Source organism: Paenibacillus pectinilyticus, from assembly GCF_001700435.1.
Classification (GTDB): domain Bacteria; phylum Bacillota; class Bacilli; order Paenibacillales; family NBRC-103111; genus Paenibacillus_E; species Paenibacillus_E pectinilyticus.
This window is the reverse complement of sequence record NZ_LYPC01000027.1, coordinates 1,289,280-1,312,088: the sequence shown is the minus strand read 5'-3', so window position 1 is coordinate 1,312,088 and position 22,809 is coordinate 1,289,280. Positions and strand designations below refer to the sequence as shown.

Here is a 22,809-nt window from a genome sequence, read left to right as displayed (position 1 = left end):
GTTGACTTTAGTTTCAGTAGACGATCAGGATGAATGTGAAAAAAAGAGAATGATGGCTGGGTATGACCAAACAAACGATCCCTAAAGGAACGATCTTGGTATCACACGAAAGCTATTTACCTTTTTCTCATCTCAACTGGGCTCTGCTCTACTCGACTAAACTCTGCTCTACTAACCTAAACTCATCTAATTTCACTATACTACCGGGTAGCTTCATTTGTCAATTTAACAATATCAGGACGAAGTGCTTTAGCTTCTTTCAGATACACATGGTTGATTTCAGCTTGTGTTTTGGTTGTATTTACTTGTACCATCAAACGAATGCATTTCGGCAAAGCATTTTCAACTGGCACTTCCAAAGAACACATTAAAGGGACAAGCTCCCAGCCAATCAGCGTACGGATCGCTCTTGCGGGAAACGTCGCTGTGATATCTTCTGTTACCGTGATGAAAACCGATCCGATATCTTCCGGATGGAAATCATTTGCTTCTACAATGGCTTGAAGAAGCTCACTCGTTGCAGCTAGAATTTCGTCTGCATTATTCTGTTCAACCGTTGTTGCGCCGCGAATTCCCCTTAAATACATCGGTTATTTCTCCCCTTTTAGAAGGTCAACAATTTGCCTAACTTGCTCCGTTGTTACATCTTTTCGGATCTCGACCTTGCCAATTTCAGTTGGAATGATGTAGACCATCGTACCTTCTTTGAATTTCTTATCATGCATCATGGCACTCATGATCATGTCCGTATCCAAATGTGGCGGTATACTAACCGGCAAACCAAATTTCACAAACAAACCTTTGGTTACCGTATGAATGTCTTCACTGTACCCAAACTGCTGCGCAAGCTTGGCTGCGCCCACCATTCCGATGGAAATGGCTTCACCATGCAGCAGCTCACCATAGCCAGCTACAGCTTCTAATGCGTGACCAATTGTGTGTCCCAGATTTAAGATCGCGCGAAGATCATTCTCCCGCTCATCTTGTGACACCACGATTGCCTTCACTTGGCAACCGATATATAGCGCGTAACTCAGTGCTTCTGGATCTAAAGCTAACAGTTTGTCAGCGTTCTCATCACACCACTGCGTAAAAGCAGCATCCCAGATCAAGCCATGCTTGATCACCTCAGACAACCCTGCTTTGACATCGCGCAGTGGCAGTGTCATGAGCAAGTCGATGTCGAAGAGGACCAGCTCTGGCTGGTGAAAGGCCCCGATGATGTTCTTCGCCATCGGGTGATTGACCGCTACCTTGCCGCCGACCGAACTGTCGTGGGCAAGGATGGTTGTCGGGATCTGCACGAAGCGGATCCCGCGCATGAAGCTCGCCGCTGCGAAGCCGGCGAGATCGCCGACCACGCCTCCTCCAAGGGCAACGATCGCAGAACTGCGATCAAGGCCCGCCTGGAGGGCGGCTGTAACGATTCCCTCGAGCTGCGCGAGGGATTTGGACGTTTCGCCTGCAGGCACGACGCAGGCCGTCGCGGCGAAGCCGCCTTCACGGAGCAGCGTCAGGACGCGCTCCAAGTGCAAGGCCGCCACCGATTCGTCGGTGACGATAAGCAGCGGCGATTTGCGGCTAAGCTTCGCGCGATCGAACAGGGCCGTGATATTGGTAAGAATGCCTTGGCCAATATAAATGGGATAAGACCGTTCTCCAAGCTCTACGGTAAGTTCTCTCATCTTAGTAGTTCTCCACTTGCTTGAGGAAATTCGCAAGGTTAGCACGAATTTCTTCGATGGAGTCTCCGCCAAATTTATCTAGTAACGCATTCGCTACTTCCCATGCGATGACGTTCTCCATGATGACGCCTGCGGCAGGCACTGCACAGGTGTCAGAACGTTCTACCTGCGCCGTGAAGACTTCCTTCGTATCGATATCAACGCTTTGCAGCGGTTTGTATAACGTCGAGATCGGCTTCATGACTCCGCGAACGATGATTTGTTCGCCAGTTGTCATACCGCCCTCAAAGCCTCCAGCACGATTCGTTCTACGTCTGAAACCTTCTTCTTGTGTATATAGAATTTCATCATGTACATTAGAGCCTCTGCGTTCTGCTGCTTCGAAGCCAATACCGAATTCAACGCCTTTGAACGCTTGGATGGAAAGAACGGCTTGTGCAATTTTACCATCTAATTTGCGATCCCATTGAACATGACTGCCCAAACCAACTGGCACGCCTTCGATAATAACCTCAACGATACCACCCAGGGTATCCCCGTCTTCTTTGGCAGCATCGATTGCAGCGATCATTTTCGCTTCTGCTTCTTTATCAACCACGCGTACTGGTGATTCTTCCGTAATTCGAATCAGTTCATCAACAGACAGATCTTGACGCTCTACTTCGACATCTCCAATACGGATAACTTGTCCAGCTACTTTGATACCAAACTCAGCCAACAATTGACGCGCAACTGCGCCAGTCGCAACACGCATCGTCGTTTCACGTGCGCTTGATCTTTCCAAAATGTTACGTAAATCTTTTTGATTATATTTAAGGCCGCCGTTCAAATCTGCGTGTCCAGGACGTGGACGATTTACACGACGCTTGCCTTCGTTATCTTCTTCAACGGGTTCAATCCCCATAACCGTAGTCCAGTGCTTCCAATCGTTATTCACGACAACTAGGGCAATTGGCGCACCTGTTGTTTTACCGTGACGAACGCCGCCAGCAAAGGTCGCTGTATCTTTCTCAATTTGCATCCGACGACCCCGACCGTAGCCTTTTTGACGTCTATGTAATTGATGGTTCAAGTCTTCAAAGTTCAGGGTTACATTACTTGGGAACCCTTCAATAATCGCAGTGAGCTGCGGGCCATGCGTTTCACCAGCTGTTAAATATCTCACAATCCGTTACCCCCTAAGAATTTTACGAAGAAAATCAAACTCCGTATATAAACATAATTGTATGGAAAAACCGAGCATACTTGCTTCGCGCATATTCGATTATTTTCGACAGCAACGAGCACTTTAGCGCTTTGACGCGCGATTATCTGTTGTCATTATAGTATAGCTACTCAGGTTTGGCAACAACACAAATGCAAAAACACGCATCACACGTCAGGGATAAACCCTATCGCGTTAGCGTGTCATCATCTAGACAAGAGCAAGAATTACCCGTGCATAGGCTGCTTCTGGACGACCCTCGGAGGCTCACAAAGCTGAGGATCATTCATCAGACCCGTGATTTGTGACGAGTCGACTCCTAAAATTTGAGCACATTCTTGAATCGAGATCATTCCCCTGCGGTAAGCAGTTATCACCTTGCGTTTGTCCATGATAGCCCCCTAAGCGTGTATGCAGTGTACAAAGAGTGAACTCAGCCGCCCTTTGCTTTGCTACATCTTAGTATTGGAAGATATGGAAGTTCTTATACTCCCTTTTTCCGATAAAAGAACGTATCTGCCGCTTCCAGATCATATTGCCCTGGGGAGAAGATTTGTTCTGTCGAGCCTACGAATAATAAACCGCCTGGCTTTAAGGCTTTCGCAAATTTCTGGTATAACACATGCTTCGCTTCCTCAGTGAAATAGATAATGACATTACGGCAAACAATCAGATCGAATCCTGTATCAAAGGTATCCACCAGTAAGTTCTGTTTTTGAAATTTAATCGATTTCTTCAGGTCATCCGAGATGTGATACATCAGTTGATCTTGTTTAAAATATTTTTTTACATACGACGCTGGCACATCGCGTACCGAACGGTCCAGATATACGCCTTTTCGCGCTTTCTCCAATGCACCATCATCAATATCAGTTGCGTGTAAATTGGTCTCGCTCAAAGCCCCCTGCTCCGCTAATATCATAGCCAGCGTGTAAGGTTCTTCTCCTGTGGAGCAGGCTGCGCTCCATATTTTTAATCTGCGATTTCTTTTTAACATCTCCGGAATAAATTTTTGTTCTACAAGCTCCCAACGATTTGGATTCCGCCAAAATTCGGACACATTGATGGTCATCCGATCCAGAAACTCATAAAATAATTCTTTATCTTTCATCATGGCTTCAAAAAAAGCAATAAACGTATTGTAGCCTCGCTTCATCCGCAAGGTCGTTAGTCGCCTCTTCATTTGCGCTTCCTTGTAAAGGGCAAGATCAATGGACGTATGTTCTTTTATTTTCTTTATAAACAACAAAAAATCTTGATCTTCCATGTTGTACACCCACCTTGATTGTTTTCTACCTTGATACATTCTGTGAGTGTTTACCAAATTCCTTCATAAATCAACAAAAAAAGAACCTGTATCCGTGAAGATACTAGGTTCTTTCCTCATTCCATGTCTAAATCCAATACTGAATGTTCTTTTCGTATGTAAAAATTTCTTGCGGTTGAAAGAAGTTACTGATCTCACGTTCAGCACTTTCAGGTGAATCTGAACCATGAATCAGGTTAAGATGCGTATGTACGGCAAAGTCACCACGAATGGTGCCAGGTGCAGCTTCGAGCGAATTGGTTTTCCCAATCATAGTCCGAGATAAGGCAATGACTTGATCACCATGCCAAACCATCGCAAAGACAGGTCCAGACGTAATGAAGTTAACCAGTCTCTCGAAAAAATCTTTTCCTTTATGCTCTGCATAGTGAATCTCGGCTTGCTCGCGAGAAATAACCGTCAGCTTGCTGCCAATCAATTGGAAACCTTTCTGTTCAAACCGTTTAACAATCTCGCCGACAAGTCCCCGTTGTACGCCATCTGGTTTTACCATGAGAAATGTTTTTTCCATTGAACGACTACCTCCTAAAAGTTTTCGTTAGAAAACTGACTTCGTAAGCTTCCACTTTAAGATTTCGTCAGAAAACTGACTTCGTAAGCGTTCACTTAACTTTGTTGTTAGTAAGATCGATTCCCGATAAAATGAGCGACTTCGATGAGATCCTTCTTGGCTCGAATGTCCGGCAACTTGTCCAAAGACGCAATTGCTTTATCGATATAGACTTGAGAAAGACGATCCGCTTCCTTAATCCCCTCGCTGCCGCGTATTAGATCTAAGAATCGACTAACATCCGTTTGTCCATCCAGTTTATGTATTCGATCGAGTTCTGTCAATATCATCGGCTTTAAACCAGGATTTTTCATCGTCAGCAACACTGGCAAGGTGATGTTTCCTTGCCTGACATCGCTGCCTGGCGGTTTCCCGATTTGCTTTTCAGTTCCGATTAAATCAAGAATATCATCTCTAATTTGGAAGGCCATACCAACATTATAACCAAAATTATACAATTTAGTGCTCACCCAATCAGGCGCACCAGACGCCATCGCGCCAAGTTGGCATGAAATCGCAATTAGAAGCGCTGTTTTACGGCGAATCCGTAACAGATAATCCCGAATCGTTTGTTCCGAATTGAAAAAAAAGCGAATTTGCTCCATCTCGCCAATGGACATTTCCACAATGGCTTTAGACATGATCTGATGCACTTCAGGCTTCGGGATTTGTGTAATGACCCCCAAAGCTTTGGCAAAAATATAATCACCTGTAAACATCGCAATCCGATTATCCCATTTGGAACGTACGGTTAATTGGCCGCGGCGCGTGTTCGCATCATCAATTACATCATCATGAACAAGAGAAGCCATGTGGATGAGCTCTAAGGGAACAGCGACATTCTTCATGGTTTGAAGCTGATAGTTTCCAAACTCTCCTGAAAGCAGAACAAAAACAGGTCTGATCCGCTTTCCACCTGCTTTGAGAAGATGAATGGACGTTTCTCTCAGCAGGGAATAGTCGCTGCTTACTGTTTCTTCAAGCTCTTTTTCTATCGCTGAAATATCTCTCTTTTTCCTCGAATAAATGTCCAATAAATTTTTCATTCGGTCACCCGTGCCACTTTATTCTCATTCCATAACCCTAATTGAACTGGTTTAGGTAAGAAACCAAGTTCATAACAATATTGATAATAGGTCATTAGTCCGTCCCATTGTTCATTCGCAAAATCATAACATAAAGTATGAAAGTAATGATGCCAGAATGCCGGTGTACCGCCCACCTTCGCTTGCGCTTCTTCTATCATGCTCTGAGGATCTTGATGTGCCTTTTCTTTGCTCGCCTTAAATGCATCAAAAATGTTCGTGACAAGCTCTGGATAGTTAACGATGGTTTCTTTACGGATCGCCCAAACAGCGAACGTCATCCATTTCCCGGTCCACTTAGCCCATTCCTGACCAAGATCAGTAATCATATGCGTTTGATTGCGCCAGCTTTCTTTGATGGCATCGTCGCCGATCAGCAATGCAGCATCTGCTTCTCCCATCATTTGCTCCAAGTTAGGCTTTGCATATTCATACGTCGGTTTACCGCCGTAAAATTTTTCAATAATAATTTTCAATAAATTAACCGAAGTCGCCGATGTAGTAGGCAGCATAATCCGACCATTCACGATTTCACGTAATGGTTTGTCATGGAAGAGCAGTATCGAATTCACTTCACCATAGGAACTCACTGACAAATCTGGGAATAACATATAATCTTCAAAAAATTGCCCATATGAGAACGAGGAAATCGGTCCCATATCAATGCTCCCTGCAGCCATTGCTTGATTCAGGGATGTAGGTACTTGCTCAATTATTTCAACTTCAGACGTATTCATCAAGGCCGGAAAATAATAATAAATAGGCCATACATTCGTATAGTTAATTCGTCCAATTCGAATTTTAGGGTCTAGGTTGCTCATCGGTATCTCCCCATCTCCGGTACAAAGAGTGCTCAATCTCCATGCTATCCATCACCTTACCCACCAAAAAATCAACCATCTCTTCGATGGAACGCGGGCGATTATAGAAGGCTGGCATCGCCGGAATCATTCGCACGCCCATTCTTGTTAGGGTAAGCATATTTTCTAAATGTATGGCATGCAGCGGCGTTTCCCTTGGTACTAGAATTAATTTTCTTCCTTCTTTGAGCATGACATCCGCGGTACGCTCTAACAGGTTATCTGAGGAACCATGTGCGATTCCAGACAAGGTGCCCATTGAGCAAGGAATAACAACCATCCCTTTGGTGCGGAACGACCCGCTTGCCACTGTTGCTCCTATATTGGCGACCGGATGATACTCGTAATTGCCTGCTCTCCCGCCAAACTGCTTATCAAGTACCTCTTGACGCTTGGTCACGTTCCAGTCCAACTCATCCTGCAGAACACGCCAACCCGCATCCGAAATAATCAAATGTACATCTAATCCAAGATCCAATAGCACTTCACATAAGCGAACGCCATATTGGGCTCCACTTGCGCCAGTTAGTCCAATTACCCAGTTCCCCTTACTCATGAGTATTGACTCACTAGCACATCAAGCAACGTGAAGGTAAACATAACTAAGCTCAAAATGCCATTCATCGTAAAGAATGCTGTATTTAACTTGGACAAATCCTGAGGGGTAACCATTCTATGTTCTTTAAACAACAAGATATAGGCGATAACAAGTCCAATTAAATATAACCAACTGAGATGCGTAATGAAGAAGAGAGATACTAAGCCCACCGCTGTCATCACATGAAGTACTCGCGCTGTGATCAAGGCCGCTTTAATCCCAAAGCGACTCGGAAAGGAATGCAGACCTTCCGCACGGTCAAATTCTGCATCCTGACAAGCGTATATCAGATCGAAGCCAGAACTCCAGCAAGCAACCGTTAAGAAGAAAATGATGGATGCCCACGTAAAATGACCGGTAACTGCGATCCAACCGCCTAATGGAGCAAGACCTAATGTTAGTCCTAGGAAGAAATGGCATGTCCATGTGAACCGTTTCGTGTACGAATAAAACACTAGGAAGAAAACAGCGATCGGCAGCAACTTCATCGATAATGAACTCAAATGATAGGTTGCCCAGAAAAGAACAGCAAACGAGATAATAATATAAATAATAACTTGAGGCACAGAAATAAGTCCTGCCGGAATGGCACGATTCACCGTACGCGGGTTGCGCTTGTCAATCGCTTGATCAATAACGCGATTCAAAGCCATTGCCGCGGTTCTAGCACCTACCATGGCTAGTGTAATCCAGCCGATTTGCGCCCAGCTTGGTAAATGTCCTTGCAAAACAACGGAGCCTAAAATGGCCCCCATGAAAGCAAATGGCAGTGCAAACACACTGTGTTCAAACTTAATCATTTCAAGAAAAATCTTTAATTTAGTAAACATATGCAAGTTACACTCCTGATTTCGATTTACCCTTGGTTCCAATGTGCAATGCTGCCACGCCACCGAAAAGCGGATAAGCTTGTACCTGATCTAGACCATTTTTAGTGAAAAGAGCTGCTAGTTGTTTGTGATCTGGAAATGATATTAATGATTCCGGGAGCCATTTATACTGTTCATATTTTTTTACAATTAGCTTGCCCAAGAAAGGCATAATATGACGGAAATACACATAATAAATGGATTTGAACGGCTGCCACGTTGGTTTGGAAAGCTCCAAAGACACAACTAGCCCTCCAGGCTTAACGACACGATTCATTTCTCGAATGACTTGCTCTAAATCGGGTACATTACGTAATGCAAACCCAATCGTTGCATAATCAAATGAATTGTCGTCAAACGGAAGACTCATCGCATTTCCTTGTATCAACTCAATCTGTCCCTCAAGTCGAAGCTGTTTCACTTTGTCAGCACCGTAGTCCAACATGTTCTGACTAAAATCCAGTCCAACCATCTTGCCTGACCGACTCGCTTGAGCCAAGCTGATCGTCCAATCACACGTTCCACAGCATAAATCAATGGCTGTATCCCCTGGTTGTACATTCATCTTCTTCATGGCAAATTTGCGCCAGGCTTTGTGTCGATTAAAACTGATAATATTGTTCATCAAATCGTATTTGGGTGCAATACTTTCAAACACATCAAGTACGAACTCTTCTTTACTCTTCGCTTTTTTGGTTTGGTTATTCGTTTTGCTTACGCTCATCGCCCTGGTCCCCTTATATTTCTTCCAACACCTTGGAATGGTCCCCTGCAAATCGTAAGAAGGGCTCTCCCATGTGAAAGAGTTCACTTTGTAGTTTATCTGATTTCAACCGTTTCACATGTTCCTGCAATTGGTTCGTTTGTGCGCGGAACATCTGATACAGCTGAGAAGATACACTATGCTTATGAAGAAGTGTCCGAATTTTGATAGGATCTGCTTCTCCGCCTTGCAACTGCTTGCGCTCATCTTTCGTGCCATGTTGGTTAATGTGCCAATATCCCCAACTGCCTTTGAAATTAGCCGCGGTTTCCATCCGGTAAATCTCATCGAAAAGAAGTTCGCAGGTCATAAAGCTTCTCAAAATATCAGGCCATACCCAATCGTAAACCTCTGACAACACTTCTGAGAAAGACAAAAACAGCTGAGATTTTATTTCCACCGTAAGGTGAATGTAATCTTCTGCCGTCAATTTAAGTTGCTTCATTTTCATGTAGACATTCATCTTCAGGCGATTCACTTCACAAATAGCATCTGAGAGCTGCTTAATCATACTAATTTGTCCAGCACCAGCTAATAGATGATAAAATCTAGCACTGAAATAGTCACCTGCCAGCACTTTAAGCTGCCTTGACCTTGATGCCTTCTTCTCTTTCACTTCATTCGATGCCGTCACCAGATCATGGGTGTCAAGCCCTAACTGTACGAGGGAAGTTGCTAGTGTAAACAATTCGCTCATCGAATTTAGTTTGTTATTACCATTCAAGAATGCAAACAACAGACGTGTGCGCAACTCTGGAAAATCGGGCAGGTCTGTGTGGATTTGGATCATATCATACTCCGTGTACTGCTTAGCGATCTCAGGGATCCGATAAGAATTCATGCAAAAGCCTCCGTAACCGTATGCCAAATATCTTTAATGAACTTCAATGGCTCAATTCAAATTATTATAGCATAACAAGATAACAGAAGCACATTTAATTATAGTGGATATTTTTGCTGCCATTTGGACGTGTATGTGATGCGGAATCGATTCTGCAGCTCTTGCTCTAATTGAATCAAACTCAGTTCATTTGGCTTTTTCTCCATATCCTTGACGAATTCGCGCTGGGCAACCATGGCAAGTACAAGTTGTGAAGATGTTGATTCGGATCCTCCTGAGTAATCAATGACACGGACCCACACTTGATCCACATTCTTGGTTTGCACAAGCATCGTCTGTGCAAGGGTGTACAAATCGCGATACACGGCGATACTATCCGCGTTCTTGGGCAGGCTTAAGTCGAGTGACAGGCGTGACGTACTTAATTCCACTTTACGAATTCGCAGCTGAAGCGGTACTTGTACGAGGAGATCGGCTAGGTTATTTTCCGTCAGCTGCCCCCCCTTCGTATTTGACCACGTATAGGTGGAACCTAAACCAGCCGTCATGTCCATTTTCGGAAGCGCAGAAAGACATATGGCAATAACAACGGAAAGACCCAGCGTGATTCCGATGCGCGTTGACCATTTCACGTTAAACACCTCCCAAGCGTGCATGTGCAGGAGCCCTAATGAAAGATTGACGATTCCCATCTAACAAGCCCTATACACCATTGTACAATTAAAAAAAGCAGGCTATGCCTGCTTTTCGCAAAATAACATCGATTTAGGATTCTTCGGTATCGATTGTACCAAACTTAGTCATAATCAAAGCTTTCCCTCTCACTTTGACAGCAGATGTATGTTCTGTGAACTGGGCAATCATCACTTCACCCTTGTCCAATTTCTCCGTATGGTGAAAGCGCGTATCTTGACCACGGGTCAAACCAATCACATGAACACCATTATCTTTGGCTTTTATAACAAAATAATCATTGCCGTTCGCATTTGCATTCGCGTTCGATTGATTCGGCTGACTTGGTTTATTCGATTGATCCATATCCATCCTCCGTTCTTCCTTAACCTTCATACTTAAACTAATGATGCCAAAAAAAGCAGCCGGAAGTCAATATCAACTAGGCGGATAGTTCAACTGAAGCTGATTTCGCTCGTTTATGATAAAACATTTTGAACTTCGCTGGCAATAAGCGCTTAGAACCAACACGGATGATGAGGTCTGTGAGCTTCACCGTTCCAAAGGCAAATAGCATACCGGCGAAAACATCAATAAGCCAATGGATCTGTAAATACAACGTTGAGAAAATAATAGCCGAGCAATACGTCACCATCATCGTTTTGAAGATACGATCCTTCTCTCTTAGTGCGAGAAGCAGCATCGCAAAAGAAATTGACGTATGCATGCTCGGGAAACAATTCATGACCGCCACTAGCAAGGAATTCTCGTCCGCAAACACGCGATGCAGTAGGTCAGGCTGTTTGTTCACATACCAAACCTCGTGCAGCAAGATGATATTATAAAAGGGCAATATGAGCGGAAACTGCAGCATATGACCAGATAACGCATAAGATAGCATCTTTTTGACACTCCGCGTCCAAAAACTCCGAACAATACATATCCATAGCGATAGGACAAAGCCGTAATTGTACACCCAAACCATCGCTCTATCTAGGAATGGCGTCGCAATGAGCCGCGCCCATCCTCCCGTATTCAGCGGGATGGCATTCATATACTGATCCCAGTGCCACGGATGGCGGTTATTTTCAAACATCCAATTCGCAATTTTCCACCAAAGTCCGTTCCCTGTACCATAAAAATAATAAAATACACCTAAAAGCGGAATCCCAACAAGAAAAAAGCGTTTCCAATCCACATCAATCTGATCCGTTCGAACACCTAGCAGACAGATAAGCAAGAGAATCCAACACTCTTTACTCCAGCCGCCGACGGTACCAATCCGCCAAATGAGGTAGATGGAACCAATAATACCAAACATCGTCCAATCCTGTGACTTTACAAGCTCTCTCACATGCAATTTCGATTTAGCCAAGCCTGCTCCCCCTATGACTCATACATGTAGAAAAAGACATCGAACGACGATGTCTTTGTCATAATCGGAGTAACACGATTCGAACGTGCGACCTCACCCACCCCAAGGGTGCGCGCTACCAGGCTGTCACGTATGAAATCCTGCACCGATAAGACTCATTCACATTAAGAGATTAATCTATATAATGAAGGAACGCAATAAAAAAGATTTAAGGACGCTTCAGCAATTTTTTAGCCTCCATCAAACTCAGAAACGGCCCCTGCACCTTCTTCATTCCATTGTGCTTAAATAGCATCAGCCCGCGTTCCTCATCTTTAATGTCCTCTGCCCCACTCGCATTCAGTGTTATACGTGAGTTCACATCGTCAGCGTGCTTGAACGCCATCCGCACGGTTAAGTTAGACTTCAACCCAGACTCCAAAAGCTTCGCGTCGGGACGCTGCATTGAGATAATTAATTGAACTGAAAGTGCACGGCCTATAGCAGTTATATCCTCAATCAATGGCATGAGCTTCTTATCCTTCTTTAGCAGTGCCACCTCGTCGATAGCCAGGAGGATAAAAGGAAGTTTGAACGGAAGATCGATTACATTGGAAACCTCATACTTATCACATAAGTCTCCGCGCCTCTGCATTTCTAATGAAATGTACTCGAGAACCGGCTGCAATTCATTTTTATCGTTGACCACTGCCCGAGTGTGAGGAGAGTTTTTGAAAACATGAAATTCACTTCGTTTGAGATCCGCAAGGTACAGCTCCAATTCTTCTGGCTGCTTAGTCAGTATTAACGTTGTGATGATCGCCCTCAGCTGCGTGCTCTTTCCGCTGCCTGTTTCCCCCGCTATAAGCAAATGTGGGTTCTCCACCATGTCGTATACTTCCCATCCGCTGCGCGATTTGCCGACCACAATAGGAAGGTGTATCCCCTCTAACGGTATGTCTGACACGTTGTAAGCGAACTGTGATATCCCCTTGTTAAACACCTTCATCGTGAACATAGATGAATCCCCCTCGATATCAATATGCGGCCCGAACCCCTGTTCAAACACCCAGAAATGCTTATGCAGCCGTTCCGGATCCACGCCGATCGGCAGCGTGAACGTGTACTCCTGGCGATCCTCAAACGTCTCATGCCCGTTGACCGACGGGTACGTGTAAACCCAATCCTTCTCGCTACGCTGCCGGATGAACAATCGCGCCCGTGTGAAGCACGTATGCAGCGTATCCTTCTCCGCAGCTGGCTTACCTCCCGAGAGTGTGACTACCGTCCCGCCGATGCTGGCAACCACACACGCAGCTCCTAGCGCCAACAGGATCATATGCCGAACACCATCCGCGCATAGTTGATGAGTTTAGACACCTCGACTAGCACAATGATAGCCACGGTGAGATACATGGAGATACGCACGAAAATAATCTTGTTCTGCTGCTTCGCTTCCTTCAAAACTCCTGTGATTACGGCATCAAGGGCGCCGAGGCCCAGTATTGTGAAAGCTATTTCCACTGATACCAACTCCCTTCTGGATGAATGGTGGCCGTGTTGGCGGCTTGATGACTTTCTCTGTTGCTTCGTACACTAACTTCTTGTCGATGCCGCACCACAGGCGGAAGGCATCGCGCAATGCGTCTGAGCGCTTGCCTTCGGGGATGGCGAAGTAACGGTCGCGGATGTCGGAGTCAAGGTCTCTGAATGGTGCCATCATATATTCCCTCTTCTTACCACTCATGTTGCTCACTCACCCTTCAATCTCCAGTACAGTCTAATCATCCATGTTTGTGGAATCTTTACGTATAACTCAGCGTTATTCGCCGACTCTGCTGCGAGATTATTACCTAACTCCACCAACGTCTTTGACTCTGTCAGGATCTCGCAGAAACGATCACCTGCACGACAGGACCTTTTGTACTCTTTCAAGCTGTAGTAAAACGAACGACCGTATTCGACGACGAACGCCGCAATCACTATCTCGACTACCATCTGACCAACTCCTTATTTAACGGGATGTATAACAAGGATATTGTCGAAGGGATTGTACTTATTCCTACAGTTTAATAATTAGTTTTAAAGTTTAATTAACAGCCTGTCCATGGTATAATTAGACTAGAAGGAAATCGTATGAAGGATGGTGAATGTAATGGGGTAACGCATACTTTGGGGGTAAACGAATTGTTGAGGTCGAGAATCAAATCCGTCATAGCCGCTATTGAGGATGAGGGTAACGTGAAAATAAACCGCCAAGAGTTAGCGGCCACACTAGACATAACACCTGTGTATTTGAGTAACATTATTTCAGGAAAGAAAGTGCCTAACACGGAGTTAGTCTTTAAGTTGGCTAAGATACTTGAGCGTAAAGTTGATGACTTGTACATATATGAGGAGGAATAGATATGGGTGAATATTTTGAATGTGAGCTGAGGTTGAATGGCGAATACGAAACTAAAATTACAACGGTTAACTTTCGGTTACTGCCTAGAATTGGCGAACACATTTCGACAAAGTTGGATGGGATAACACATCAATTTAAAATCACAGATATTTGGCATTGGGTAGGAGATAAAATGACAGGTCATGAAATTATTATTTATGTTAATCATACTGGCAAGTAAAGGAGACAGATAACCCATGAGCAGACTGGAAGAGATTAAAGGTCGTAATGATCTCAGAAAAATAATGACGCAGGAACGTAAATATGAATTTTCTATGCTCAAAGAAATGGAATATCAGAGGTTAGTTGAAAAGTCAGTTGAAGATGTTGATTATTTAATCAATGAAGTGGAACTGTTGCAGAAAGCCGTAGCAAAATCAATGAGTTTACTTGATCAATACGAGGATATTTTGCATTTAGACAGCATTATCGAAAAAACACCGAAAGAGCTTAACGCCGATAAGGAGTAAAATAGTGAGACCAAGTAACGTAGATATATCCAGATTACCTAAATTCACATCACTGGATGAAACTGTCGAGTACTTCAATCGCTTCGGTAAGATGACGTTTTGGGGATGGGAGAATGCGAAGCCGCCTTATGCGGTGCATACGTTCAAGCGCAAAAATGGAGTGGAGTATTTTATCGATATCCAGGAAGACGGTCAGGTATCGGTGATAGAAAGGAGATTGAATGATAACAAGGACTTTTAACACAAAAAAAAGCCTAGTGGGGGATACTTTCCCTCAACTAGGCTTTTTCGGACGCTTGCAAAACAAGATAATATTACCATTTATTGTATGGGTTGTCTATAATAAATGTTTACTCCGCATCATATCAGCCACATCACTGAAGGCATTGGCCGCCCATACAGCGTTACCATCCTTCTCCCCAGCCTTCATGAGTCCTGTGAGATAATTAATCTGGTTCACGATGTCAGAAACATTCTTCATCTTCGCGGCCCATGTGACTTGTTGCTGCATCTTCATTTGTATCGTCTTGATCTCCTGCCGCAGCTGATTCATATCGATACACGGGCATGCAGTGTTATTCTGAGGATACTCGTTATGGCCCCATACGTTCTCGACTGGAATCTTGAACAGGTCCATATACGTAAGGATTGTAGCGTATAGGCAGTTACGTTCATCGTCGGTTAATGAGCGCTTAGAGAGGTCACCAGACACACTCACAGAAACGGTATACGCGTTGTTAGATGACGTGTGATACGAGAAGGTTAACAGGTCGTTAGTCTGGTATATTTGGTTACCTTTGACCACGCAATGGTACCCGATGTGAGCCCATTTCAGTGAGTTTACATGGTAATCAGCATACCCTTGGATCGTTCCGCCTTCTACAGCTGAGTGATGTACCGCGATGTGTGTAATCTGCTCGGGTGTCCGCGGTGTTTCTGGATCGGGCAGCCTGCTTGGTAACGTGTCGGTAATGTCCTGGATGGGTAGTACATCAAACGGCAGATTCGGTATCACCTTTATATTGCGAATTGGCATCTATTAGTCCTCCAATCGTTGCGTCATTTGCTACCTGCGGGTGAATGAACATACCTGCGAGAGCGATTAAATACATCACTACATCGGCGGCGATATCAATAGCAGCATCTGGAATATCGATTTTAAACACAGTTTTAACCAGCAGCGCGACCACGGTTAGTATTGGTATTAACAGCTTTTTGTTGAATTTACCCATCTCATTACGCCTCCTTCTTATATGCAGCCGGCGGATGTCCGCCAAGTACGATCTCCACAGCTTGCTTCAGTTCGTCGCTGCCATGCTCCATGATTTCGTCATAGTGGAAGCGTAGAAATGATGATGTACTGTCTAGCAGCTCCCACCACTTAGCAGGTTGTTCGGCGGTATGCTCTGAGTCGTCCATTTCGAACATTTTCATCAGCTCCTTAAGGTAATAATCTATATAAAAAAGAGCCCCGTTAGGAGCTCTGAATTAATTCGTTAACCATTTGGCTCATTGGCTTTCGCAAAAATCCTAATGGTAGTTCAATGAGGCGGTCAATTGTTTGATTTATTGTTAATCTTTTCCCCTCTGGCATGTTGCTTACTAATTTTATGAAAATTTGCTTCTCATCGTTGGTTAACATTGATTCATAGTCCATGTTTTCCTCCTAGTTTGGGAGGATATATCCTTGATATATAATAAAAATAATATTTCACACTTTTAAACGTTGACTATAGTGTATATAATATTATATATAAAGATATATCCTAGTTTTGGTAAAAGCACCTTGTTCTTGGCGGAGCGGAGGTGCTTTTATGCTGATTTTAGTAGGCGTTGGTTTAGTTTTTGGAATCTTAATGTGAGCATTTCCTTTCTCTTTTGAAAATCTTCTTCGATGTCTAGTAGTCCAGTATCGAATCGCTGAAGTTGTTCGATAGCTGTAATTTGCTCGAATGTCAGATAAGGGCGGATAGATGTTGCATCATCAAGTCCGTTCTCTTTTCTGAACTCTTTTGCTGTCTTGCCTAGTACAATCTTATTGATCATGTTTATTTCATTAGTGAAGTGGTAATGTTTGGGTACCTCGTGAGCTGATTTGATTGCTTCTGTTAATTCAGGGAATTCCAATCGAGCTGCAGATAATGATTTAATGAATGATTCCATTTGGTTAAACCTAGCAATATATGCTTCTTTGAACTTAGCCGATTTCTTACCACGATACCCAAATGCAAGAAATGTGAATCCATCTCTTGTCATATAAACAATTGGTTGTTTTTTATTCTGAGCGTTTGAATAAAAGGACTGCTCAAAATTGAGCCGTCTAAATTCATCGCTACAATCTAAATTTTCAATATCACGCAATACGTTCTTGTGATCTTTTAAAAATTCTTCGGCAACTTGAATGCTTGTACTTAACGCCCTACCATTTTTTTCGTACAACCGACATTCAGTATTGAGTATCAATTTACTCATAGCCAATCCTCCTTTTGGTTTTATGAAGCCTCGTCTTCAATCACGAGCATCTCTGAAATTTGAACTTCAAAGTATGTACATAGTGCCTCGAGAGTTCTGTAATCAATTCCTTTGGCCTTGTTATGCCTAATCAATGACAAAGTGTTCTTATTAAGGCCAGTTCCTTTAGATATATCTTCCAGAGAGAAGATTTTTCTTTTTGCCATGATCAATGCTAAATTATTTCTTATCGCCACATTTTTCACCTCCCATCCACATATTTATCCTAACATATTGGTACAAATATATCAATACTAGTACTAAAAAAGGAAAGTGATAACTTTGATTAAATGTAATCTCGGCGTAATCCTCGCCGAAAGAGGGATTAAAAATATTCAGATCGCTGAAGCAACAGGAATAAATAAGAACACAATTTCAGGACTTGTTACTAATAGGGCGACTGGCATTCAATATGATACTTTAGAAAAAATCTGTACATATTTAAATATCACAGCAGGAGATTTATTCACGATCGTTGATTTCAGTGTTAACTACAGTGAACATACAAAATTAGATGATAACAACTATGAGATATCCATTATTTTCAAAATAAATGAAGAATATATGGAGTGTTCTTTACCAGTAAAAATAGATCAAGGTATAGGTCGTGTCGGAGAACCCAGTTTCATTTTTGATATAACAATCCCAAAAGGATTACTATCGAAACTTTACGCTGTTCCTCAACAATTAATCGTTAAAGAACTTGAAGAATTAATTGTAGATAATATTTTCGATGGAAAATACGAAGGTGTTATGTTTGAAACTGAAACTAGACTAATAATCAATCATGGAATCATTAACAAAGGAGCCCAATAGGGCTCCCAGGGAGGTATCTATGACAAAAAGAACTTTAGCATCTATTGTTTTAATCGCTATCGTACTAATAGAAATTATTTCATTTTTAAATACGGACACACCAACAAAAATATTACCCAGAGCAGAAGGATCGAAATCACTTTTTGGAGCAACAGTCATTGATAAAGATGCTCAATCGCAACGTAATACAAAATATTTTTTAATCATCGGGGCAACTATTTTGTTAGGTGGTATAACTATTTTCTCAATTAATAACTCAGAAAAAAGTATCATGTCTTCCCGAAAATCTGATCTTTAAAAACTAACGCGTCTTTTTAATCTCAGCAATTGTTCTTGGTTTTTCCCCTTCTTGCTGCTGAATGTATAATATAAGATCTTGCAGCTTCTTAAGGTCATCCAAACGCTTGTAATAAGCATATTTTTGAGCGTCAAAGTCTTTTGTCATTGAACTAACACCTAATGACGGCAACCTAGTGGCCGTATCTTGATCGACACTCTCAGGCTTTTGTAAGATGCCGCTTAAGCCCCTACCGATCTGTCCAGTGGATTGCTCGAGCGCATATGCCAATTTAACCGGCAAACCAAATTCTTTATTGGTAAACGGAACCTGATATTTCGTTTCCTGCCCCTCAAACTTCTGAATCGGCTTGCCTCTGAACATATTGTAATTAAGCGCGAGTTCAGCCGGTGCTTTCAATACTGCCGAAACAGAATCCACGAGTGTCTTACCAGGCTTAGATAACTTTGTTAGATCGCCTACAGGTAGGTTCAAACCGAGCATTTTACCCTTACCATTCGCCCCATACACAGGCATTGTAAAGCTTTCTTTCATGTAGTCAGGGATGTTATCATCGTTCAGTCCTACGGCATCCTGAGCGTTTAGACGCGCCTTATTTAAATACTCATATTTACGCGGATCATTAAGGAAGGATTGAATTTGATACGGTATATTTTTTCGGCTCCAGGTATAGAACGGCATCACTCGTTTGGCTACATTTCTTTCGAAAGGGGTGAGCTCCGAGTAATCAAATTGAACCTCTCTCACCTTCGCCGCGGCCTGTTCTGGCGTCATTCCTTTATCCTTAGCCCATTTATAGAGTGCAAGCCGATTTACTTGATCTGACGCTTCTCCAACGGACTTTGATGTGTTGAAGATGTTCTTATAGCTGCTGAGTTTCAACGGGTTAACAGCTTCATTTAAGCGTTGACCGTTACTTTTACTGAGGTTCTTGACCGTTTTGATTACTCCTTGTTCCGGTTCCTCTCCATGCCGTGCAAATTCTACTCTGGAAATTCCCGATGCGCCTAACCCCTGCTTTCTGAATTCCGTTAGCAGCGCGCTTTCCTTACCATTCTTAATGGCGTTGAAAATGTCATTACCTGCGTCTGCAGTGTACTTGGCCAGATCGGCAACGTTCATGCCAGCTACACTGTTGTTGAATAGTGCACCCGCGGCGTTTCTTGCATGGAACCCACCAGAAAGCAAGGCCATCTTTTTCCACGTGTTCTGTAGCCCATCATAGGCTTTTAATACCCCTTTGGTACCTTCATCAGTTGCCAACCCTTGGAATCGATCTAAAGCCTCCTTAACCCCTTTGGTGACTACATATTTTCCGCCAATCTCATCGGGTAAAGCGTTGTTCGGGTTCTTCATAAACTGATAGTTGTTGGTGTCAATTAACTCCGCACCATCAGGTATTTGTGATCCGTTGGTATGCTTGAATGCAAATTGAGGATTGCTCAAAATGTCTCGGCGAAATTTAACTGCATTACCATAATCGATAAGCTTCTTCTGACCGATGGCTGTAGCGAAATAGGCATTTGGCTCAAACATTTTCCTGCCCACTTGGTCATTGGCGTCTTCGGCACTACCCGGGTATTTTCGATTATCTGTAACATGTTTATCTGGATTGTTGATACTACCTGTTGGACGGTCAATATTTCTGCCAGTTTTAGTCTTTCTGAACGCCCTTTCTTCTTCACTGAGGATATGGCGCATGTAACCATCGATCTCACCGATAGGGATATCATTATCTGTGGCCCACGTTCTCAAAGCATCATTGCTATCCATTAATTTTTGAGTAGCTTGCAGATGTGTGGGATCATTAGACAGTTGTCTTAAAGGTCGAGGCCCCATCATGACAACGTCCTTTTCCATAAGTCTTCCGATGTCATCACCGGCATTAACGCCTGTTGTCTTCGCGATATTACCAATGTTCTTGAGAGCTTCCTCATTCATGAAGTCCCTTGTATTGTTGGTATCACGATACAACTGCTTTAAAGTATCGTCTGTCCCACCAGTCAATGTCTGATCCCATTTATACTGTGGCACAAAAGCGTGTCCTAGAACGTCTTTAGCCCCATTTAATAAGGGTTCAACCGTATTGGTTCGCAGCGCTTGTAGTCCCGGTGATGCACTCTCTAACGCCTTATAACCTAACCTTAACGGTGCCGCCGCTAATTTAGTGGCACCTTTTGCCCCTTTAAGCAACGCGCCACCTGGTACGTATGTTAAAGGGTCGAGCGCTATGTCAGCACCCAACCCTAATGCGAATTTACCTAATCTATTCTCGACTCCTAGGTCACTAGCTATATCCACGCCATGAACCTTTTCTCTGCCGGATAGACCGTTTATAACGGATTCACCAAGTCCTTCTTGGTTCTTAATGAATGTTTTATCCACTGCATTCTTGATGGCGTTGCCTGGCCTTCCCAACAGTTCCAGTGTATCAAATAACCAGTTCTGTCCTTGAGGAAGGTTTGTACTCTTCTCAAACCAATTCCTTTTATCGGAATCCTGCTGTTGGTACCCTGCATCTTGAATTCGTGTATTGGCATTGCTGATTTGTTTATCTAAAGAGGTTGTGTCATAGGCGTCGTTTCCAAACAAACCTTTACCATTTCGATTCACACCCTTGTCAAAGAGCCCCATAATCAGCCTCCAATTCTTCCGCTGCCCAAGCGTTTAGCAATGTCATCCGCTTTCTTAACTCTCTCTGCTCGTTGGTCGTTTGCGGTTTTATTTGCCGCTTGAGCTGCTGCCGCTTTTTGCCCCAGATAAGATTCTACCTGCTTAGCTTCATCCGTAGACCATGCATTCTGAGCTTTCAAGCCAGCTACAAACTGTTTGATTGCTGATGCATCCGCTTTTCCAACATCCAACCCTTTTTGAGATGCTAAGCTATCGATCATAGCGAGGTCATATTCATCTATTCCGTGATCTGCAGATTTATCATTCTTATTGGTGAGCGATTCAATCTGCGCTTTCTTGTACTGATTGTCAAGATTGTTAGGGTCGTTTTGCATTTCGAGTGCTTTGTTTTTATATGCCATCTCTGCGACGAACTGTTGTTGAGATTGGTTTAACTTGGCGTAGTCTGCACCAAGGTTCTGAGCAAACTGTTTAACGCTTTGATCAAATGATTTATCTTTAAAGTTCTGCTCCCATAGATCAGAAGCTTTTTGATAATCGAATTGACCCTGTTTAAACGTATTATCCCACTGTCGTTGTGCTTCTTGGGCGTTAAATTGTTTATCGAATTGTTCTTTGCTTGTATCTAATTGCTGGCCTTGAACGGTACGCATCGGACCAAATGCATAATCACCATTGCCGGTCGTATCACTTCCACCGATCGATGTGGCCAATCTCAAGTTATCCTCATGCAACTGTTTTTGACGATCTGGAGATGCGGATGCATACGCCGCGCTGTTTGCCTCCATTTGCTTTCTAACAGAGCTCAGTGTGTTCGCGTCTGGCGCCCAATAACCAGTGGCCGCGGTGGCTGCGTCCTGTCTTCCTGCGTCGAAATTGCGGTCAGCGTTATGTTGACTATCTGCTTGATTGCTTAAATTAAAATAGTTTTGAAACATGTTTTGCTGAGCCTGCAACTCTTGTTGGCGTTGAGCTTGTAACTGTGCTTGGATCTGCGGAACTAATTGAGTTGTTAGGTACTCATTTGAATTCGCCGCGATTTGATTAGCCTGGCTGCTCGTTAGACTCGAATCTAATATACCTCTGCGGTTAAGATTCTCTCTGCTTTGACGTTGCCCTTCTGCCACTCCACGCTGTGCTTGAGCCTGCGCTGCTGCATACTGTGGGCTAGAATAAACGTCAACCGGTGGAGCTTGAGTAGCGGCGTTTAGATGTGCCAGGATATCAGTGATCTGCTGTGTGTATGGGTTTGTATAACCTTGGTTAGCTGGTTGTGCCGCAGGTTGTGGAGTCGTGTTATACGCGGCCGCTGCATTAGCTGAATTCTGTTTATATTGGTTATGCGCTTGATCGAATGTCGCTTGATCCGTATAGGTCGTTCCATTCACATTTAACTGGGGTTTCATAAAGTTTTGTCCGCCATACGTCACATATCCTGAATCAGCGTTATAACCGATTTTGTCGTTATCATATTTATTGTTGTTCATGAGGGTCCTAACGCTCTGGTCATATGCCATTTGATCACCTCTTTCTGTAAATGAAAAAGAGCCTATCAATGATAGACTCAATTGTAAATTATCTCCAACCTGATAGAATGATATTGTCACATGTCATTTTATAGGGAAGGAGGTGGAAATATGTCGTTATATTTAATAAGTTATGACTTACATGCACCAAAAAGAGATTACTCGAGTCTATATAAGACAATACCGACAATAGGCCAAACTTATAAAGTCTTAGAATCAGTATATCTCATCAGCACTAATCACTCATCGGACAAAGTTAGAGATATTTTAAGGGCTCATTTAGACTCTAATGACGAAATC

General features: G+C 43.3%; 32 protein-coding genes. 6 read left to right on the top strand and 26 right to left on the bottom strand.

Annotated features, from left to right (window positions below; genetic code table 11):
* Nucleotides 1-200: 200 nt before the first annotated feature.
* From aroH to A8709_RS27540, 18 genes are all read right to left on the bottom strand, one after another.
* The gene (gene aroH, locus A8709_RS27620; RefSeq protein WP_065857187.1) at nucleotides 201-587 is read right to left on the bottom strand and encodes a chorismate mutase; all 387 of its coding nucleotides are present in this window, start codon (nucleotides 585-587) and stop codon (nucleotides 201-203) included.
* A gap of 3 nt (nucleotides 588-590) precedes the next feature.
* Nucleotides 591-1,685 (bottom strand): 3-dehydroquinate synthase, encoded by a 1,095-nt coding sequence (gene aroB, locus A8709_RS27615; RefSeq protein ID WP_065857185.1) that lies wholly within the window; start codon nucleotides 1,683-1,685, stop codon nucleotides 591-593.
* Between the two features lies 1 nt (nucleotide 1,686).
* A complete protein-coding gene (aroC, locus tag A8709_RS27610; RefSeq protein WP_065857183.1) occupies nucleotides 1,687-2,850 on the bottom strand; it encodes a chorismate synthase in 1,164 nt (387 codons plus the stop codon).
* A gap of 266 nt (nucleotides 2,851-3,116) precedes the next feature.
* Entirely contained in the window at nucleotides 3,117-3,281 is a 165-nt protein-coding gene (locus tag A8709_RS34780) for a hypothetical protein (RefSeq protein WP_164483568.1), read from the bottom strand.
* A 92-nt stretch (nucleotides 3,282-3,373) separates the two neighbouring features.
* Nucleotides 3,374-4,156, bottom strand: a complete 783-nt coding sequence (locus A8709_RS27605) for a CheR family methyltransferase (protein WP_065857181.1) — start codon at nucleotides 4,154-4,156, stop codon at nucleotides 3,374-3,376.
* A gap of 127 nt (nucleotides 4,157-4,283) precedes the next feature.
* Complete coding sequence (gene ndk / locus A8709_RS27600) at nucleotides 4,284-4,727, bottom strand: nucleoside-diphosphate kinase (RefSeq protein WP_065857178.1); 444 nt, start codon at nucleotides 4,725-4,727, stop codon at nucleotides 4,284-4,286.
* Nucleotides 4,728-4,834: 107 nt separating this feature from the next.
* Nucleotides 4,835-5,812 (bottom strand): polyprenyl synthetase family protein, encoded by a 978-nt coding sequence (locus A8709_RS27595; RefSeq protein ID WP_065857177.1) that lies wholly within the window; start codon nucleotides 5,810-5,812, stop codon nucleotides 4,835-4,837.
* Entirely contained in the window at nucleotides 5,809-6,672 is an 864-nt protein-coding gene (locus A8709_RS27590; RefSeq protein WP_065857176.1) for a menaquinone biosynthetic enzyme MqnA/MqnD family protein, read from the bottom strand. Before A8709_RS27590 ends, A8709_RS27595 begins: the two co-directional genes overlap by 4 nt.
* On the bottom strand, nucleotides 6,653-7,267 hold the full coding sequence (locus A8709_RS27585) for a UbiX family flavin prenyltransferase (RefSeq protein WP_065857174.1): 615 nt from the start codon (nucleotides 7,265-7,267) through the stop codon (nucleotides 6,653-6,655). Before A8709_RS27585 ends, A8709_RS27590 begins: the two co-directional genes overlap by 20 nt.
* The gene (locus A8709_RS27580) at nucleotides 7,264-8,139 is read right to left on the bottom strand and encodes a UbiA-like polyprenyltransferase (RefSeq protein ID WP_065857173.1); all 876 of its coding nucleotides are present in this window, start codon (nucleotides 8,137-8,139) and stop codon (nucleotides 7,264-7,266) included. The genes A8709_RS27585 and A8709_RS27580 overlap by 4 nt, the downstream gene beginning before the upstream one ends.
* 7 nt (nucleotides 8,140-8,146) lie before the next feature.
* Nucleotides 8,147-8,902 (bottom strand): demethylmenaquinone methyltransferase, encoded by a 756-nt coding sequence (locus A8709_RS27575; protein WP_065857171.1) that lies wholly within the window; start codon nucleotides 8,900-8,902, stop codon nucleotides 8,147-8,149.
* Nucleotides 8,903-8,915: 13 nt separating this feature from the next.
* A complete protein-coding gene (locus A8709_RS27570) occupies nucleotides 8,916-9,782 on the bottom strand; it encodes a heptaprenyl diphosphate synthase component 1 (RefSeq protein WP_065857169.1) in 867 nt (288 codons plus the stop codon).
* Nucleotides 9,783-9,880: 98 nt separating this feature from the next.
* Nucleotides 9,881-10,414 (bottom strand): hypothetical protein, encoded by a 534-nt coding sequence (locus tag A8709_RS27565; protein ID WP_065857167.1) that lies wholly within the window; start codon nucleotides 10,412-10,414, stop codon nucleotides 9,881-9,883.
* 133 nt (nucleotides 10,415-10,547) lie between these two features.
* Nucleotides 10,548-10,820: a trp RNA-binding attenuation protein MtrB gene (mtrB, locus tag A8709_RS27560; protein ID WP_084225542.1), complete on the bottom strand. Its 273-nt coding sequence runs from the start codon at nucleotides 10,818-10,820 to the stop codon at nucleotides 10,548-10,550.
* A gap of 76 nt (nucleotides 10,821-10,896) precedes the next feature.
* Complete coding sequence (locus A8709_RS27555) at nucleotides 10,897-11,829, bottom strand: phosphatase PAP2 family protein (protein ID WP_065857164.1); 933 nt, start codon at nucleotides 11,827-11,829, stop codon at nucleotides 10,897-10,899.
* A 208-nt stretch (nucleotides 11,830-12,037) separates the two neighbouring features.
* Nucleotides 12,038-13,117, bottom strand: coding sequence for an FtsK/SpoIIIE domain-containing protein (locus A8709_RS27550; protein WP_167357188.1), 1,080 nt, complete (start codon nucleotides 13,115-13,117; stop codon nucleotides 12,038-12,040).
* A 26-nt stretch (nucleotides 13,118-13,143) separates the two neighbouring features.
* Nucleotides 13,144-13,332: a hypothetical protein gene (locus A8709_RS27545; protein ID WP_065857160.1), complete on the bottom strand. Its 189-nt coding sequence runs from the start codon at nucleotides 13,330-13,332 to the stop codon at nucleotides 13,144-13,146.
* Between the two features lie 228 nt (nucleotides 13,333-13,560).
* Entirely contained in the window at nucleotides 13,561-13,806 is a 246-nt protein-coding gene (locus A8709_RS27540; RefSeq protein ID WP_065857158.1) for a hypothetical protein, read from the bottom strand.
* Nucleotides 13,807-13,998: 192 nt separating this feature from the next.
* On the opposite strand from A8709_RS27540, the gene A8709_RS27535 reads away from it, so the two are divergent.
* Genes A8709_RS27535 through A8709_RS27520 form a run of 4 tightly spaced genes read left to right on the top strand, consistent with a single transcriptional unit; the run spans nucleotide 13,999 to nucleotide 14,965 of the window.
* The gene (locus A8709_RS27535) at nucleotides 13,999-14,214 is read left to right on the top strand and encodes a helix-turn-helix transcriptional regulator (protein WP_208607751.1); all 216 of its coding nucleotides are present in this window, start codon (nucleotides 13,999-14,001) and stop codon (nucleotides 14,212-14,214) included.
* A gap of 2 nt (nucleotides 14,215-14,216) precedes the next feature.
* Nucleotides 14,217-14,435 carry a hypothetical protein gene (locus tag A8709_RS27530; protein ID WP_065857156.1) on the top strand — a complete coding sequence of 73 codons (219 nt, stop codon included), beginning with the start codon at nucleotides 14,217-14,219 and terminating at the stop codon, nucleotides 14,433-14,435.
* Nucleotides 14,436-14,451: 16 nt separating this feature from the next.
* Complete coding sequence (locus tag A8709_RS27525; RefSeq protein ID WP_065857154.1) at nucleotides 14,452-14,724, top strand: hypothetical protein; 273 nt, start codon at nucleotides 14,452-14,454, stop codon at nucleotides 14,722-14,724.
* A gap of 4 nt (nucleotides 14,725-14,728) precedes the next feature.
* Entirely contained in the window at nucleotides 14,729-14,965 is a 237-nt protein-coding gene (locus A8709_RS27520; RefSeq protein ID WP_065857151.1) for a hypothetical protein, read from the top strand.
* A 96-nt stretch (nucleotides 14,966-15,061) separates the two neighbouring features.
* Here the strand turns inward: A8709_RS27520 and A8709_RS27515 are convergent, their stop codons facing one another.
* The 6 genes from A8709_RS27515 to A8709_RS27490 all read right to left on the bottom strand — a co-directional run bounded on the left by A8709_RS27515 (nucleotide 15,062) and on the right by A8709_RS27490 (nucleotide 17,432).
* A complete protein-coding gene (locus A8709_RS27515; protein ID WP_065857149.1) occupies nucleotides 15,062-15,760 on the bottom strand; it encodes an N-acetylmuramoyl-L-alanine amidase in 699 nt (232 codons plus the stop codon).
* A complete protein-coding gene (locus tag A8709_RS27510; protein ID WP_065857147.1) occupies nucleotides 15,717-15,956 on the bottom strand; it encodes a hypothetical protein in 240 nt (79 codons plus the stop codon). Before A8709_RS27510 ends, A8709_RS27515 begins: the two co-directional genes overlap by 44 nt.
* Before the next feature lie 4 nt (nucleotides 15,957-15,960).
* The gene (locus A8709_RS27505) at nucleotides 15,961-16,152 is read right to left on the bottom strand and encodes a hypothetical protein (RefSeq protein WP_065857145.1); all 192 of its coding nucleotides are present in this window, start codon (nucleotides 16,150-16,152) and stop codon (nucleotides 15,961-15,963) included.
* Nucleotides 16,153-16,198: 46 nt separating this feature from the next.
* Complete coding sequence (locus tag A8709_RS27500) at nucleotides 16,199-16,381, bottom strand: hypothetical protein (protein ID WP_065857142.1); 183 nt, start codon at nucleotides 16,379-16,381, stop codon at nucleotides 16,199-16,201.
* A 155-nt stretch (nucleotides 16,382-16,536) separates the two neighbouring features.
* A complete protein-coding gene (locus tag A8709_RS27495; protein WP_065857140.1) occupies nucleotides 16,537-17,196 on the bottom strand; it encodes a Rha family transcriptional regulator in 660 nt (219 codons plus the stop codon).
* Nucleotides 17,197-17,216: 20 nt separating this feature from the next.
* A complete protein-coding gene (locus A8709_RS27490) occupies nucleotides 17,217-17,432 on the bottom strand; it encodes a helix-turn-helix domain-containing protein (protein ID WP_065857138.1) in 216 nt (71 codons plus the stop codon).
* An 85-nt stretch (nucleotides 17,433-17,517) separates the two neighbouring features.
* On the opposite strand from A8709_RS27490, the gene A8709_RS27485 reads away from it, so the two are divergent.
* Both A8709_RS27485 and A8709_RS27480 read left to right on the top strand, forming a co-directional pair.
* Complete coding sequence (locus A8709_RS27485; protein WP_065857136.1) at nucleotides 17,518-18,051, top strand: helix-turn-helix domain-containing protein; 534 nt, start codon at nucleotides 17,518-17,520, stop codon at nucleotides 18,049-18,051.
* 19 nt (nucleotides 18,052-18,070) lie between these two features.
* Complete coding sequence (locus tag A8709_RS27480) at nucleotides 18,071-18,349, top strand: hypothetical protein (RefSeq protein ID WP_065857135.1); 279 nt, start codon at nucleotides 18,071-18,073, stop codon at nucleotides 18,347-18,349.
* A gap of 3 nt (nucleotides 18,350-18,352) precedes the next feature.
* On the opposite strand, the gene A8709_RS27475 is transcribed toward A8709_RS27480, so the two are convergent.
* Both A8709_RS27475 and A8709_RS27470 read right to left on the bottom strand, forming a co-directional pair.
* Nucleotides 18,353-20,983 (bottom strand): hypothetical protein, encoded by a 2,631-nt coding sequence (locus tag A8709_RS27475; protein ID WP_065857133.1) that lies wholly within the window; start codon nucleotides 20,981-20,983, stop codon nucleotides 18,353-18,355.
* 2 nt (nucleotides 20,984-20,985) lie between these two features.
* Nucleotides 20,986-22,500: a hypothetical protein gene (locus A8709_RS27470; RefSeq protein ID WP_065857131.1), complete on the bottom strand. Its 1,515-nt coding sequence runs from the start codon at nucleotides 22,498-22,500 to the stop codon at nucleotides 20,986-20,988.
* Nucleotides 22,501-22,809: the final 309 nt, after the last annotated feature.

Bases quoted from the DNA above. Each gene is read 5' to 3' on its own strand.
- aroH (WP_065857187.1), bottom strand. From the start codon at position 587: ATGTATTTAAGGGGAATTCGCGGCGCAACAACGGTTGAACAGAATAAT.
- aroB (WP_065857185.1), bottom strand. From the start codon at position 1,685: ATGAGAGAACTTACCGTAGAGCTTGGAGAACGGTCTTATCCCATTTAT.
- A8709_RS34780 (WP_164483568.1), bottom strand. From the start codon at position 3,281: ATGGACAAACGCAAGGTGATAACTGCTTACCGCAGGGGAATGATCTCG.
- A8709_RS27605 (WP_065857181.1), bottom strand. From the start codon at position 4,156: ATGGAAGATCAAGATTTTTTGTTGTTTATAAAGAAAATAAAAGAACAT.
- ndk (WP_065857178.1), bottom strand. From the start codon at position 4,727: ATGGAAAAAACATTTCTCATGGTAAAACCAGATGGCGTACAACGGGGA.
- A8709_RS27595 (WP_065857177.1), bottom strand. From the start codon at position 5,812: ATGAAAAATTTATTGGACATTTATTCGAGGAAAAAGAGAGATATTTCA.
- A8709_RS27590 (WP_065857176.1), bottom strand. From the start codon at position 6,672: ATGAGCAACCTAGACCCTAAAATTCGAATTGGACGAATTAACTATACG.
- A8709_RS27585 (WP_065857174.1), bottom strand. From the start codon at position 7,267: ATGAGTAAGGGGAACTGGGTAATTGGACTAACTGGCGCAAGTGGAGCC.
- A8709_RS27580 (WP_065857173.1), bottom strand. From the start codon at position 8,139: ATGTTTACTAAATTAAAGATTTTTCTTGAAATGATTAAGTTTGAACAC.
- A8709_RS27575 (WP_065857171.1), bottom strand. From the start codon at position 8,902: ATGAGCGTAAGCAAAACGAATAACCAAACCAAAAAAGCGAAGAGTAAA.
- A8709_RS27570 (WP_065857169.1), bottom strand. From the start codon at position 9,782: ATGAATTCTTATCGGATCCCTGAGATCGCTAAGCAGTACACGGAGTAT.
- mtrB (WP_084225542.1), bottom strand. From the start codon at position 10,820: ATGGATCAATCGAATAAACCAAGTCAGCCGAATCAATCGAACGCGAAT.
- A8709_RS27540 (WP_065857158.1), bottom strand. From the start codon at position 13,806: ATGGTAGTCGAGATAGTGATTGCGGCGTTCGTCGTCGAATACGGTCGT.
- A8709_RS27530 (WP_065857156.1), top strand. From the start codon at position 14,217: ATGGGTGAATATTTTGAATGTGAGCTGAGGTTGAATGGCGAATACGAA.
- A8709_RS27525 (WP_065857154.1), top strand. From the start codon at position 14,452: ATGAGCAGACTGGAAGAGATTAAAGGTCGTAATGATCTCAGAAAAATA.
- A8709_RS27515 (WP_065857149.1), bottom strand. From the start codon at position 15,760: ATGCCAATTCGCAATATAAAGGTGATACCGAATCTGCCGTTTGATGTA.
- A8709_RS27510 (WP_065857147.1), bottom strand. From the start codon at position 15,956: ATGGGTAAATTCAACAAAAAGCTGTTAATACCAATACTAACCGTGGTC.
- A8709_RS27505 (WP_065857145.1), bottom strand. From the start codon at position 16,152: ATGTTCGAAATGGACGACTCAGAGCATACCGCCGAACAACCTGCTAAG.
- A8709_RS27500 (WP_065857142.1), bottom strand. From the start codon at position 16,381: ATGGACTATGAATCAATGTTAACCAACGATGAGAAGCAAATTTTCATA.
- A8709_RS27495 (WP_065857140.1), bottom strand. From the start codon at position 17,196: ATGAGTAAATTGATACTCAATACTGAATGTCGGTTGTACGAAAAAAAT.
- A8709_RS27480 (WP_065857135.1), top strand. From the start codon at position 18,071: ATGACAAAAAGAACTTTAGCATCTATTGTTTTAATCGCTATCGTACTA.
- A8709_RS27475 (WP_065857133.1), bottom strand. From the start codon at position 20,983: ATGGGGCTCTTTGACAAGGGTGTGAATCGAAATGGTAAAGGTTTGTTT.
- A8709_RS27470 (WP_065857131.1), bottom strand. From the start codon at position 22,500: ATGGCATATGACCAGAGCGTTAGGACCCTCATGAACAACAATAAATAT.